The following is a 14,877-nucleotide window of genomic DNA, read 5'->3' as shown; positions in this document are numbered from 1 at the left end:
CAGGCTTTACTCGTAACTACCGCTATAATAGCCGCGTAGAGTAGCCATCAAACTGGCTATGCTAGTTGGAGTATAAATGACAACCTTTGAATATATCTTATTAATGCTACTGCTGGTTGCTGGCAGTGCTTTTTTTTCTATTTCTGAAATTGCTTTGGCGGCAGCGCGCAAAATGCGTTTGCGCTTTATGGTGAGTAACGGCAACCTAAATGCAGAAAAAGTATTAGCGCTGCAAGAACAGCCGGGAAATTTTTTTACTATAGTACAAATAGGCTTAAATGCGGTTGCCATCTTAGGTGGTATTATTGGTGAAGCTGCTTTTACGCCTAAACTCACCGCATTATTAGACAGCTTATTTCCAACCTTAAGTTGGATGCCCAACGTGGCTTTTGCCTTGTCAGTTTTTTTTATTACGGCCTTATTTATTTTATTTGCTGACTTAATGCCTAAACGGCTGGCAATGATAGCGCCTGAATATATAGCTGTGCGTGTGGTTAAACCCATGCTGTTTTTAATTATGTTATTAAAGCCGTTTGTATGGTTATTTAATGGCTTAGCTAATGTGATTTTTAGTTTGTTTAATGTTCCAACCATGCGCAAAGATGATATTACACCTGATGATATTATCGCTATGATGGAAGCAGGAGCTCAAGCAGGTGTGTTACAACAGCATGAACACCAACTACTTGAAAATGTATTTGATATGGAGTCGCGAACAGTGACTTCTGCTATGACAGCGCGTGAAAGTTTAGTGTTTTTTATGAAAAGCGAATCACTTGAAGATATTAAAGATAAAATTGCTCAGCATCCGCATGCTAAGTTTTTAGTCTGTGATCAAGTGCTAGACCATGTAGTGGGCTATGTGGATGCCCGTGATATCTTAATGCAGGTTTTACATGAACAGCCTATATCGTTAAATAAAGAAGGGATTGTTCGCACTGCATTAATTATTCCCGATACCCTGTCATTATACGAAGTGCTAGAGCACTTTAAATCGGCTGGCGTTGATTTTGCCGTAATAATGAATGAATACGCTTTAGTGGTGGGTATTATTACACTTAAGGATGTGATGAGCATTGTTATGGGTGAGTTAGTTAACTCTGAAGAAGATCAAATAGTGGCCCGTGATAGCAACTCATGGCTAGTTGAAGGCTTAACACCGCTTGAAGATGTGATGCGGGTGTTGTCGATAGATAATTTTCCTAATCAAGAAAACTACGAAACTATTGCCGGTTTTATGATGTACACCTTACGCAAGATCCCAAAACGAACCGACTTTGTTATTCACGAAGGCTATAAGTTTGAAGTTGTCGATATTGATAGCTATAAAATTGACCAGCTACTAGTTACTAAAGTAGGCACTGATCCTCTTGATATCAGTGCTTAGCGAGCCGTAATGAGTCCGCCTAAGTTAGACTTAGCTAGGCTTAACCGAGCTTAGGTTTATTGCTTAGCCATTAGCTACTTGCTTTTGGCTTAAGCAATAAAACGCTTTTGTTGCCATTGACGGCAAAAGACCAAAGCTAAGCCTAAACTACGCAGCGCCATAAAAGCGCATAAAGCCAGCCACAGAGCATGGTTTTGCCAATGGGAAAAAAGTAAAAACACTAGTGCAAAGCCCATTAAAGCCAACAGCATAGTGTTACGCAAGGTTTTACCTTGGGTTGCACCAATAAAGACACCATCTAATAAATAGGCCCAACTTGCGACCAAGGGTAAAAGTATCATCCAAGCTACATATTTAGCGGCTTCTGCTTGTACTTCAGGGATTGAGGTGAGTAAATTAACGAAGGCTTGGCCTGCAACCGCGTAACTAAGACTAAACATAACCGCTAGTATTAAACACCACTGACTTAAAACCACTAAGCTATCGATTAATTGATTACTGTTACGCTGGCCTATAGCTTGACCGGTAATGCTTTCTGCTGCATATGCTAAGCCGTCTAAGGCATAAGACACTAGCATTAAAAAACTGAGCAATACGGCATTAGCTGCTACGATATTATCGCCATAGGCTGCGCCTTGAAAGGCAATAAAAAGAAACACAGCTTGCAAGCATAAACTGCGAATAAAAATATCTCTATTTAATGAAAATAGCGGCTTAAATTGAGCTAAATTAAACGACTGTCGCCATTTCAACTTAAAATGATGACTAACCTGACTGGCCATGGGGCTGCGATATATAAAGCTTATCGCCAAACCTAAGCCGGCAATGTCGGCTATAACAGAGGCCGCTGCAATACCTGCTACATCCCAGTGAAAATAGACAACGAATACAACATCTAAAACAATATTGATGCTGTTACTAAAAATCAGCATCCACATAGGGTAGCGTGCATTTTGTTGACCTAAAAACCAGCCCATTAATACTAAGTTTGTAAGCAGCGCCGGTGCGCTCCAGATCCGAACTTGAAAGTAATTAATAGCTTGTTCGCTAATGGCGGCGCTGGCATCACTAAAATAAAATAGCCAGCTTATAGGAACTTGTAGTAACAGCAATATTGTGGCAATAAATAACGCGATACTAACCCCTTGGCTAAGACAGTTAAGTTGAGCATCAGTATTATTAGCCCCATAGGCTTGGGCGGTTAAGCCTGTGGTGCTCATGCGAAGAAAGCTAAGTAAAAAGAAAAGTAAACTAATCACGCTACTGCCAAGGGCTATACTACCTAAAAAGTGAGCCTGGTCTAAATGGCCAGCAACAGCCGTATCCACTAAGCCAAGCAGGGGAACACAGAGGTTTGATAGCACCATAGGTAAGGCTATAGCGCCAATTTTCTTTTGCAAAGAGAGATTTAAAAAACGCGAAAGCATGTCAGTTCTGGCCCTGTTAAATAAAATGATTACTCAATTTTTAGTGATAAGTTAGCCTTTTATAGCCGCTGTTGTTGTGGGCTCCACTAGCTGTAATAGCGTATTTAGGCATTCACCCTTTATGGCCTCAAGGCTGCCCAGAGCTAGATCTGCAAGCTTAAGGTTATGTAAGCTAATGCGACATAGCGCAGTAACATTGAGCCCTTGGCTTTTACACATATAGCGAATTTGCCGATGCAAGCCTTGGGTAAGGGTTATTATAAATTCATGGTGGCTAAGCGGTTGCACGTCGCAGGGCCTAGATCGGTATTCTTTACTACCGAGCTGCCAACTGACACCTTGAGATAAATGAGTTATAAAACGGCTGTCTATAGGTTTATCAACACAAACCCGATATGATTTTTGGTGATAAAAATCAGGGTGAATTAAGCGCTGACACAATAAACCGTCATTGGTCAGTAATAATAAGCCGCTAGAGTCTTTATCTAAACGGCCAACGGCAAAAACACGCTCGGGTAGTGATTGCAAAACATGATACAAGCTCGCACTATCACTAGGTTTTATATTACAGTCAATACCAACAGGTTTGTGATACTTATAATAGACACGGCGTGGTTGAGCGAGCAGCCTTTGCTGCTCAATCTTAATGTGATCTGCCTGTGTAACTAAGTCTGTATGTTTAGCCTGTTGGCCATTTAGCTGCACTTTACCCGCACTAATTAAACGCTCAGCGTTGCGCCTTGAACAATAACCATTAGCGGCAATCCATTTTGCTAAACGTTGAGGGCTAGTATTCAAAATATTGGCTCGTTATAAACAAACTTAGACTCCATTTTCGCTAAAATTCGGGCTACTGATGATATTTTTATAGTGTGCTTATGCTATCTTACCCTTAGGAAGCAAGCTAGAGATACTCTTGTAAATGTCAGACTTTATAGCCGATCATAGTGATAGTTTAGCTGTTTTAGCTAAGCAGAAAATTGCTGAATTTAATGCCTTACATTGGAATGCCAGTTTACGCCAGCCTTTAGGCTTAAAAAAGCTAGATAACCAAGGTGAGCTTATTGCCGCTTTAACCGGTAGAACCTTTGGTAATTGGTTTTATTTAGAATCATTTTGGTTAGCTGAATCTTATCGCGGTAAAGGGCTTGGCAAAGCCATGTTATTAGAAGCAGAGCAGCTGGCAAAACAACGCGGTTGTCGTTATGTGTTGTTAGATACTCTTAACTTTCAAGCCAAACCTTTTTATCAACGGCTTGGCTATCAGATTATATGGACTCAAGCAGATTACCCGTTTGACGGTGGGGCAAAATATTTTATGCAAAAGCAGCTTTAATTTAAATTAAAGTTTAAAATCTGCTCTGCCCAAGCAGGATTACCGGCATTATCGGCTGGAGTAATCTTTAAAATCTTACACATTAGATTATACAGCTCGATATTGCTAAAACTTGGGATCTTAGTACCAGCTTTAAAGGCAGGGCCATGACCAATAAAAATAGCTTGCATATCAGCTTCGGCATTGTCGTAACCGTGGTTACCGCTAACTTCCCCTTGACGCGCCTGCCATCTTGCTAAATGTTGCTGTTTAATTAAGCGCCAACCCAGTTCAGGAACGACAATGAGCGGTGCAATTCTCTGGTTATCTTTATACTGCCAGCGAGCCGGTAATTCAGATTTTTTATACACTGTAGCCTGAGCAGGAAGCTTGGTAGTTAACTGTTTATATACACTTTCTAGCTTATTGGCTTTAGGGAAAATAGACACAATTTCAGCGGTAAAGAGTGCTTGTTCAATATCGTCATAGTTTATATAGCGATCAATCACAATTGAGTTTTCTGCTGGCACTTCGGCCATACCATGGTCAGATGTGATCATTAAATTAATACTCTGATCAATACCGCGTTGTTTTAATCCCGCCATTAAATGGCCAATGGCTTGGTCTACTTCGATTATGGCATCTTTAACTTCATTAGAGTTGGGGCCAAAACGGTGGCCAGCATCATCGACACTGCTAAAATATAAAGTAATAAAATGAGGGCGCTGTGCTTTAGGTAAATCTAACCAGTCTAAAACAGAGTTTACCCGCTGTATATTGCTAACTTTGCCATCATATACCTGCCAGTAGCTTGGCCTAGTTTGCTTAATGGCCGCCTCTGAGCCTGGGTAAAAATAGGTCGCGGCTTTAACACCTTGTAATTCAGCGGTAACCCAAATAGGCTCGCCAAACCACCAGCGAGCGTCAGTGACTTCTTTTGGCTTATTAATGCGAAAAACAGATTTAAACTCAGGATCATAAATTGAATTTTCAATAATACCGTGTTGCGCTGGATATAAACCGGTCACGATGCTGTAATGATTAGGAAAAGTTTTACTGGGAAAAACTGGCTGCATGCTCTCTGCGGTTAGGCCTTTTTCAACTAAAGTTTTTAAAGTAGGCGCTGGATACTGCGCTAAATAGGTAGCAGCAAAACCATCTATTGAAATTAAAATAACAGTGCCTTGTTCTGCTTTTAGTGGTGTAGCCAATATTAATAATATTAAAATAAGCCATTTATACATAGTGATGAATACCTATTGCTTTAATTTATATCTAACTTGCAGCTTGCTTGTGCCTAGCTTGAGTAAAGTATAGTTAGAAATTTGGGCTAAAATATGACAAACATAATATAAGCAATTATATAGGCCATGTTAATGCCATAGCCTTTTTAATAGCTAGTTCAAAAAGCGAGTAAATATATTAGTAAAACCTAAAAAACAAGACCGTGCTATACACGGCCTTAAGGTTAATTAAAACACCTATTCTATTAAAAACGATAATTAGCTTGTATGGCTAACACTTGGGCTTTGTTGCTGTAGTCACCAGTTAAGCTGCTGTTATAGAGCTTTTGATCTTGCACGTTGTATTCGCTCTCATTAATACTTACATCACCGGTAAATAAATAGCCGTAAGCAATGTCTAGGCTAACTTTATCGCTTAATGCCCAATTTGCACCCACAGTTAACCAAGTTCTATGATCCGTTGGGATCCGCGCAGTTTTGTGTGATTGTGGGATAGGATTTTCATCATAAGCAATACCGGCTTTTAAGGTTAATTCCGGTTGTAAAACATAAGTCGCGCCCAGAGCATATGACCAAGAGTTTTGCCATTGCTCTGGAATATAGCCTATATAACCTGGTGAATTTAAGTTTTGTGGTAATTGAGTATTAGTAGAAATGCTCGGGTTAGGATCATTACTAACGATATCAATGCTTTCAAACTTACTCCACTCGGTCCAAGCCGCAGTAAACTGTAATGAAAAGGCATCGCTAAATTGCTGGTCAATGCTAAACGCAGCCGAAGCGGGTGTTGTTAAACCTAATTTACTCGCTTCTGTTAAACGGGCATTCGATGCTAATTTGCCGGTTGATAAGTCTATCGCAGGTAAATGTGGTGCAACAACCATAAAGTTCGGGTTACCAGCGACGTTAGCGCCGGTTATAGGCGTATTGGTAATGGTTGAATCGCCCTTTAAGGTATAACGAACCTGTGAATGATAACTTAAAGCAAGTCGGGTTCCGGCTATAGGTTCACCGTGAATACCTAAGGTGTAGCCAAAGGCAATATCATCACCTGATACTTCGTATTGGCTATGGCAATAGGCATCATTATAAACAGGTGCACCGAACATGGCATTTGTTGTTGCTTCGCCAAGTTCACATAAGCCAGCATGATCTTTATATTTAGACAAAGTTCCGGCAGCACGGTTAACTGAAACTGCAGCGCCTATAGACCAGTTATCATTTAATTTATAGCCAATAGCAGGTTGTAAGCTTAAGACTTGAATATCGGTTTCATCTGCAAAGTAACGGCCGACAAAATCATTGTCGTAATCTGACGATAAGCCAAAGGGCACATAAAACCCGACTCCCCAGCTAACTTTCTCAGAATATTGGTTGGCGTAGAATAAGAAAGGTACCGCTTCGGTTAACGTATTATGACCTTCATCTCGGCCTGCAACAACTTGGCCGTTAGCACTTCTTGCCTGCATATTGCGATAGTTGGTTTGGGCATCTATAAGACTAACACCAGCAGAAAAATGGCCACCTGTTAATTGAGTTAATGCGGCTGGGTTGGAGTAAACTAAAGTGGCATCAGTGATTTGTGCACCACGACCGGCATAACCATTACCCATACTACTAACAGATTGTTCAAATAATTTATAGCCTTCGGCTTGGGCGTTAAGACTAGATATTGCAGCAATAATAGCAATGGAAACGGTGGTTTTTTTAAGCATAAAAATGCCCCTATGAGAGATAAGTCTAAATAAATTAAGGCCTAAGTATATTAAGGTCAGACCTGAGAGTAAATGCACTAACTCTTATTAAGTTGTGCATTGGTCGTAGTTTTTTATTAATTTGACTAAAGTTTAGTTTATTTGACTAATAATCATAGGGTGAATGTTAATATAAGTTAACGTTAATTCTGTAAGTTGCTGATAATAAGTGTTATATTTTACTTTTAAATTGTGGCACGACGGCTGCTATATCATGTTATTACTGACATATTTTACTCAAGGATATAAAAATGAACACTACCGCTTTAATTGCAGCCATACTAGCAACAGGGCTATTGCTAGGCTGCCAACCAGCTAAGAGCGAGGCGCAAGCAACTAAAGCGGAAGATATTCTGGCTATTCCTATTGAAACTAGCATCAGTCGTAGCGGTGAAATTAGCAGTAGTTATCAAACTACAGCTACGTTGGAAACCCGTACTGAAACTCAAGTAGTTAGCAAAGCAACCGGTATTGTTAAAACTATTTTAGTTGAAGAAGGCCAACAGGTTGAAGCCGGACAATTATTAGCAACCTTAGACAATGAAAGACAACGCTTTAGTTTACAAAAAGAGCAGGCTGAATTAAGCCGGTTAAGTAGCGAGTTAAAGCGGATGGAAGAAATGTATCAGCGCCAGCTAATTAGTGCTGATAACTTCGAGAAACTCAAGTGGCAATATGATGCGGTACTAGCTTCTGTTAACTTAGCCCAATTAGCATTAACTGAAACAGAAATAACAGCACCAATAAGTGGGGTTATTGCCCGTCGTTACGCCAAAGTTGGCCAATTAATTAGTCAGTATCAAACAGGAAGCTTGTTTCATATTGTAGAAAATCAGCAACTTGAAGCCATAGTTCATTTACCTGAGCAACACTTAAAGCAAGCTGAGCTTGGTCAAAATGCTATTTTACGCTTTGTTGGCTCTAAGGCCATTAATGCTGAACTTGTAAGAATTTCTCCTGTAGTTGACCCAGCATCAGGTACAGTGCGTGTAGTGTTAAAAGTGGATAATAGTCAATTGCAATTAAAACCAGGGATGTTTGCTCAGGTTCAGTTGCAGTTTGATGTAAAACCTAATGCATTGCTAATTCCTAAACGGGCTCTAATAACTACAGACAACGAAGCCTCTGTTTTTGTGGTATCTAATGACAATACCGTGACTCGTCAACAAGTAAAACTAGGCTATCAGTCAGATGATATTGTTGAGATAGTCTCAGGGTTACAGCTTAATCAACAAGTGGTGATTGCAGGGCAGGCGGCTTTAAAACCGGATGCGCAAGTGAGCGTTGTTGCAGTGCGTCAGTTTTAACACTCATGGTTCAATTTTATACAAGATAATAACAAATAGGATTTGAGACCATGAAATTAGTTGATATTGCTGTAACTAGACCCGTCACTATATGGATGTTTACGCTGGGGATTCTACTGTTTGGTTTAGTTGCCGCTGGCCGTTTAGCAGTAAACTTATTACCCGATTTATCTTACCCTTCACTAACTATTCGCACTGAGTTTATAGGCGCAGCGCCTGCAGAAGTAGAGCAGTTAGTGAGCAAACCAATTGAAGAGGCCATTGGAATTGTTAAAGGGGTACGTAAAGTTCAGTCTGTTTCTCGCTCTGGTCGCTCTGATGTTGTAATGGAGTTTGAGTGGGGCAGTGATATGGACATTGCTGCACTAGAGGTAAGAGAAAAGCTAGACGTTTTATTATTACCCTTAGAAATTGAAAAGCCCTTACTACTGCGTTTTAATCCGAATTTAGATCCCATAGTGCGTTTAGCTTTAAGTCGTAAAGATACGAAACAGGCGTTAACTGCTGAGCAATTAGTAAGCTTACGTACTTATGCCGATGAAGACTTACGTCGTGCTTTAGAGTCTTTGCAAGGTGTCGCCGCTGTTCGCCCAGACGGCGGCCTAGAACAAGAAATTCAAATTTTGGTTGATCCGCACAAGTTAAGCCAATTACAACTTGATATCAGCCAAATTAGTCAGCGTTTACGTCAAGAGAACTTAAATCAGTCTGGTGGACGTTTAGAAACCAGCAGTTTTGATTATTTAGTGCGCACTATTAATCAGTTTAGTAACTTACAGCAGATTAAAGATTTATATGTGGTAGATGTTGCTAATAATCCGATCCGGTTATCTGATGTAGCCCAAGTGCAAGACGGTTACACTGATCGTAAAAGTATTACTTATGTTAACGGCAAAGCCGCAATTGAAGTCGCGGTATATAAAGAGGGTGATGCTAATACGGTAAAAGTAGCAGAAACAATTTTATCGCAACTAAGTCAGTTACAGCAGGCATTACCGAGTGATTATCAGTTAGATGTCGTCTATGACCAGTCTGAGTTTATTAAACAAGCTATCGATGAAGTAAAATCATCCGCCATAATAGGTGGCTTACTCGCCATGCTGGTGTTGTATTTATTCTTAGGTAATGCTTGGGCCACGCTGATTATCTCTATATCTATTCCATTGTCGGTTATTGCTACCTTTAATTTGATGTACGGTCAGGGCATTTCATTAAATATGATGAGTCTTGGCGGCATTGCTTTAGCTGTTGGCTTGTTAGTTGATAACGCTATAGTGGTATTAGAAAATATTGATCGCCATAAAAAACTGGGTAAAACGGCATTTGAAGCGGCAAAACTAGGCACAAAAGAAGTGTCTATGGCAATTACGGCTTCTACCTTAACCACGGTAGCCGTCTTTTTTCCATTGGTGTTTGTTCAAGGGATCGCCGGCCAATTATTTCGAGATCAAGCCTTAACGGTAACCTTTGCTTTATTAGCGTCACTGCTAGTGGCTTTAACGTTAATTCCAACTATGGCAGCACGAGAACGCCAAACAAAGGCGGCTCCTCAACCAGCTAAACCCGCACTAACGGCCATGCAAAACAGTGGCAAAAAAGCTTGGTATTATTGGCCTACTTTACCGCTTCGATTATTTAGCCAAGCCGTTAAAACCCTTGTTATTTCAATTATTACTTTATTTACTTTAGTCGGCCGATTAGTGTCTGGCGGTTTAGTTTTATTATTTAAACCGCTGTTAGCTGCTGTGCGCTGGTTATTAGCCAAAATAGAACAAGGTTATCTTAGGTTATTACAAGCTGCTTTAGCCTTAAAAAGTGTCAGTATTGGTTTAACCTTACTTATAGCAGCAGCTTGTTACACCTTATTGCCCCGCTTAGGTGCAGATGTTATTCCGAGCATGAATCAAGGTGAGTTCTATGTTGAGGTGCAATTACCTGTTGGCAGTGCCATTGAGCAAACCGATAAACTTATGACACGCTTAGCCTTGTTAGTAAAAGAACAAGCAGGGGTTGAGAAAACCTATGCCCAATCCGGTACTGGGGCTCAGATGACGGTTGATCCTAGTATTGGTGGTAGTCATTGGGGCCGGCTTAATGTTGTGTTAAAGCCAGAAACAACCGCTGAACAACAACAGCAGTTAACTGAGCTTTTACGCCAAGAGTTAGCCTTATGGCCAGATGTAACGGTAAAAATAGATCAGCCACAATTATTAAGCTTTAGTACGCCGTTGCAAATTGAATTAACTGGCTATGAGCTTAATCAATTAAAACAAGCTGCTGATGCCTTAGTCGTAAGCTTAGGGCAAGAGCCACAGTTTACCGATATAAAGTCTAGCTTACGTCCGGGACAACCTGAGATTAGCTTATATTTTAATCATGATAGGTTGTCGCAGTTGGGCTTAAATTCACATGATATTGCCAAACGTGTTGCCGCTTATGTGGGTGGAGAGCTTGCGGGGCAGTATTCTATTGATGATCGTAAAGTGGATATTCGAGTTCGCTTAGACGAGGCTTATCGGCAGTCACAGCAGCAGTTAGCTCAGTTAATTATAAATCCTAATAGCAGCAAGCCCTTGCCATTATCAGCAGTCGCACAGATCAAACAAGAAGTGGGACCTAGTGAAATTACCCGTATTGGCCAACAGCGGGTGGCGCTAGTTACAGCAAATTTAGCATATGGTGATATAGATCAAGCAACTAAAAATGCCCAAGCAATTTTGGCTAAACAGCCGTTATCTTATGGCGTTACTGCTATTGTCGCCGGGCAAAGTGAAGAAATGGACCGGGCTTATCATTCTTTAGTAATGGCCTTGTTATTGGCGATATTTTTAGTTTATTTAGTCATGGCATCGCAGTTTGAAAACTTACTACAGCCGTTATTAATTTTATTTACCGTACCCTTAGCTGGCGCAGGGGCAATATTAGGCTTGTGGTTAACCGACACACGGATATCTGTCATTGTGTTTATCGGCTTAATTATGTTGGCAGGTATAGTGGTAAATAATGCCATTGTATTAATTGACAGAATAAACCAGCTCCGCGGCGAAGGCATTGCATTACAACAAGCAATTATTGCAGCTGGCAGTAGCCGCTTAAGACCGGTGCTAATGACAACCTTAACGACTATTTTAGGCTTATTGCCTATGGCCTTGGGCGGTGAGGGTAGTGAAATTAGAACCCCCATGGCGATAACAGTGATCTTTGGTTTAGCATTATCAACCTTGCTAACCCTGGTTTTTATTCCGGTGCTTTATCATTTAGTCAGTAAAGATAAATCAACTACAGCCTCAAAAACACCCGCGCAACAAAGCAACAATGCTAAAGCTCAGGAGTCATTGTTATGAAGCAAGAACCTTTAGCATTAACCCGTTTTGCTCTGGCAAGACCGGTTACTATCTGTATGTTGTTTTTATCGCTTTTAGTATTTGGCATCTTAGGTAGCAGAATGCTGCCGTTAGAGAAGTTTCCAGGCATAGACATACCGCAAATTTTTATTAACGTGCCTTATGCCAATGCTACTCCTGCTGAAATAGAGCGTTTAATTACGCGGCCATTAGAAGAAGCATTAGCCACAGTCACCGGCATTAAACAAATGCGTTCTTGGTCTAATGAAAATAGTGCTGAGGTGTCGTTAGAGTTTGACTGGGAACAAGATATTAATAGTAAAAGTATCGAGGTGCGTGAACGGTTAGATAGCATAAGACACTTATTACCCAAAGATGTTGAGCGGGTATTAGTGTTTCAATTTAATACTAATGATATGCCCATTTTTCAGTTACGGATTTCTAGTCAAAGAGATTTAGCCATGGCATACGACTTATTAGAGCGGCAAATTAAACGGCCGTTAGAGCGAGTTCGTGGCGTGTCTAAGGTTGAACTCTATGGTGTACAAAAACGACAAGTTATTATTAGGCTTAACCCAGATAAAATGCGAGCTTTAAATGTTGATGCAGACTTTATAGCCACTATTTTGCAACAAAATAACTTTGCGCTAACCGCTGGCGAATTACGTAATGGTAATAATAGTATTTTAGTAAAACCTGTAGGTGAATATAGTCAATTAAGCCAAATTGCCGCTTTACCTTTAAGAGCGGGGCTAACCCTAAGTGAAGTCGCGACAGTCGCCCTAGAGCTACCTAAGGCTGAAGATGGCCGACATTTAGACCAAACCTATGCAGTAGGCATGAATATCTATAAAGAGTCTGGCGCAAATTTAGTTGAGGTAGCTAAGGCAGCATTAGCGGTAGTGGCTGCTGTGGATAAAGATCCTGCCTTTAACGGTATTAGTTTATATATTATGGACAATATGGCCGAAGGGGTAACGACCTCTTTAGCCGATTTATTAACTGCTGGCGCTATTGGTGCCTTGTTATCTTTTTTAGTGCTCTATGCTTTTTTACGTCACTTAGGTAGCACTATGGTTGTTGTGCTAGCTGTGCCTGTTTCTATTTGTATCGCCTTGGGCATTATGTTTTTTTTAGACTACAGCTTAAATATTTTAAGCATGATGGGCCTAATGTTAGCCATAGGTATGCTAGTAGATAATGCGGTAGTAGTAACGGAAAGTATCTTTAGAGAGCGCTCTTTAGGTGGCGATATTAAAGCTGCAACCGCTAAAGGTGTGCGTCGTGTTAGTTTAGCGGTAGTCGCAGGTACAGCCACTACCGCTATTGTTTTTTTGCCCAACATTATTGGTCAAAAGATGCAGCTAACCATATTTCTTGAGCATGTGGCTATCGCTATTTGTTTATGTTTAGCCATTAGTTTATTAATGGCTTTAACCCTTATTCCTTTGCTAACAACTAAGCTTAATATGCGTTTAGCTAGCCAGGCAGGGCCAACTAAAATTGAACGGGCTTACCGACGAATTTTAAGTCGTGTTATGGCTTATCCACGCTGGGCTAGTTTTTTTGCTATGTTAATTTTAGTCAGCATTGTTATTCCAATTGGCGGTGTATCTGGTGGAGATGATGACGATCAAGAAACAAGCCGCATTTTTGTTAATTATAATATTCAAGGTAATTATGCATTAGCAGAAGTAGAAGCCGAAGTAATAAGAATGGAAGAGTATTTATATGCTAACCAAGAAAAATTTGAAATAGAGTCTGTTTATAGTTACTACCGAGCGGGTGATGCATCATCAACTATTATCTTACGTCAACCGATTAAGCAACCTATAGCTGACTTAAAGCAGGCTATTAAACAAGATTGGCCACAGCTTGTGCGCGCTAAACCTACTTTTGGCTGGGGCAGTAACGATGGCCTACAAGTGCATTTATTAGGCCGCTCAACCGAAGTTCTTATGCGGTTAGCAAAAGATGTTGAGCCTATTTTAGCGCAGATCTCCGGTTTGCAAGACGTGAGTTCAGAAATCAGCAATGGTCAGCAAGAATTGCAAATTCGTTTGCAACTAGCCCAGCTGCAACGCCATGGTTTAAGTGCTCAGCAGGTTGCTGACGCTGTGTCGTTGGCGCTAAGAGGACGCAACTTAAGAACCTTCCGTAGCGCCGAACAGGGTGAGTTAATGATGCGTGTACTCTATGACGAACGGATAAGCACCTCACGCTCAGAGCTTGCAGCTTTACCTATTTTAAATAAACAAGGCGTTGTTATTAGTTTAAGCCAGTTAGCAACGATTAGTGTAGCGCCAAGGCTAGATAGAATTAGCCGTTTTAATCGGCAAACCGGTATTGCTATACGAATGAATTTAAGTAACGACGCGACTATGGATAAGGTGCGGGATGACATTAAACAGGTTATGGATAGTCTAGCTTTACCCCCAGGTTATAGTTGGTCATTCCAAGGCAGCTTTTCGCGTCAAGATGAATCACAGCAAGTTATGATGGTAAATATGTTACTTGCTATAGCAATGATTTATCTGGTTATGGCAGCCTTGTTTGAGTCACTTTTATTACCTACAGCGGTAATTGGTTCCTTGTTATTTTCTTTTGTTGGTGTTTATTGGACCTTCTTATTTACCGGCACCAGCATGGGGATAATGGGTATGATAGGTATGTTGGTGTTATTAGGCATAATGGTAAACAACGGTATTGTTTTGGTGGATAGAATTAATCAAGATCGTCAAGCTAGCCCTGAAAAAGCATTAGTCGACATTATTATTGAGGCTAGTGAGTCACGATTACGGCCTATTTTAATGACGGTATCAACTACAGTATTAGGCCTAGTTCCCTTAGCCTTTGGTGGCACTCAAATAGGTGGTGATGGCCCAAGTTATGCGCCTATGGCCATTGCGATAGTCGGTGGCTTATTGTTTTCTACTTTAACCAGTTTAGTGTTAGTACCACTGACTTATTGGGGGTTAATTAAAATTAATGAAAAATGGTTAAGTTGGCGCCAAACGGCTAACCGCTGGGCCAATAAAATATTTATTTAATTGGCTCCGTTAATTATGCTAAAGCTGTTTTTTAATATAGCTTTAGCAG

Annotated in this window: 9 protein-coding genes; 5 read left to right on the top strand and 4 right to left on the bottom strand. The window is 40.6% G+C overall.

Annotated features, from left to right (window positions below; all coding sequences use genetic code 11):
• Positions 1-76 precede the first annotated feature (76 nt).
• Complete coding sequence (locus ACRCA4_RS08435; protein ID WP_433186877.1) at positions 77-1,387, top strand: hemolysin family protein; 1,311 nt, start codon at positions 77-79, stop codon at positions 1,385-1,387.
• 89 nt (positions 1,388-1,476) lie between these two features.
• On the opposite strand, the gene dinF is transcribed toward ACRCA4_RS08435, so the two are convergent.
• Together dinF and ACRCA4_RS08425 are read right to left on the bottom strand one after the other, a co-directional pair.
• Positions 1,477-2,814 (bottom strand): MATE family efflux transporter DinF, encoded by a 1,338-nt coding sequence (gene dinF, locus ACRCA4_RS08430; protein WP_433186874.1) that lies wholly within the window; start codon positions 2,812-2,814, stop codon positions 1,477-1,479.
• A 51-nt stretch (positions 2,815-2,865) separates the two neighbouring features.
• On the bottom strand, positions 2,866-3,612 hold the full coding sequence (locus ACRCA4_RS08425) for a pseudouridine synthase (RefSeq protein ID WP_433186872.1): 747 nt from the start codon (positions 3,610-3,612) through the stop codon (positions 2,866-2,868).
• Positions 3,613-3,736: 124 nt separating this feature from the next.
• Between ACRCA4_RS08425 and ACRCA4_RS08420 the strand changes: the two genes are divergently transcribed.
• Entirely contained in the window at positions 3,737-4,150 is a 414-nt protein-coding gene (locus tag ACRCA4_RS08420; RefSeq protein WP_433186869.1) for a GNAT family N-acetyltransferase, read from the top strand.
• Here ACRCA4_RS08420 and ACRCA4_RS08415 read toward each other — a convergent pair.
• Both ACRCA4_RS08415 and ACRCA4_RS08410 read right to left on the bottom strand, forming a co-directional pair.
• Complete coding sequence (locus ACRCA4_RS08415) at positions 4,147-5,373, bottom strand: ectonucleotide pyrophosphatase/phosphodiesterase (protein ID WP_433186866.1); 1,227 nt, start codon at positions 5,371-5,373, stop codon at positions 4,147-4,149. The genes ACRCA4_RS08420 and ACRCA4_RS08415 overlap by 4 nt on opposite strands.
• A 245-nt stretch (positions 5,374-5,618) precedes the next feature.
• Positions 5,619-7,088, bottom strand: a complete 1,470-nt coding sequence (locus tag ACRCA4_RS08410; RefSeq protein ID WP_433186863.1) for an OmpP1/FadL family transporter — start codon at positions 7,086-7,088, stop codon at positions 5,619-5,621.
• Between the two features lie 290 nt (positions 7,089-7,378).
• On the opposite strand from ACRCA4_RS08410, the gene ACRCA4_RS08405 reads away from it, so the two are divergent.
• Genes ACRCA4_RS08405 through ACRCA4_RS08395 form a run of 3 tightly spaced genes read left to right on the top strand, consistent with a single transcriptional unit; the run spans position 7,379 to position 14,828 of the window.
• Positions 7,379-8,434, top strand: a complete 1,056-nt coding sequence (locus tag ACRCA4_RS08405; protein WP_433186860.1) for an efflux RND transporter periplasmic adaptor subunit — start codon at positions 7,379-7,381, stop codon at positions 8,432-8,434.
• 50 nt (positions 8,435-8,484) lie between these two features.
• The gene (locus ACRCA4_RS08400) at positions 8,485-11,778 is read left to right on the top strand and encodes an efflux RND transporter permease subunit (RefSeq protein ID WP_433186857.1); all 3,294 of its coding nucleotides are present in this window, start codon (positions 8,485-8,487) and stop codon (positions 11,776-11,778) included.
• Positions 11,775-14,828 (top strand): efflux RND transporter permease subunit, encoded by a 3,054-nt coding sequence (locus ACRCA4_RS08395; RefSeq protein WP_433186854.1) that lies wholly within the window; start codon positions 11,775-11,777, stop codon positions 14,826-14,828. Before ACRCA4_RS08400 ends, ACRCA4_RS08395 begins: the two co-directional genes overlap by 4 nt.
• The last annotated feature ends 49 nt before the right edge of the window (positions 14,829-14,877 follow it).

It is taken from the genome of Rheinheimera sp. WS51 (assembly GCF_050936095.1).
Taxonomy (GTDB): Bacteria; Pseudomonadota; Gammaproteobacteria; order Enterobacterales; family Alteromonadaceae; genus Alishewanella.
This window is presented reverse-complemented; position numbering and strand designations above follow the sequence as displayed.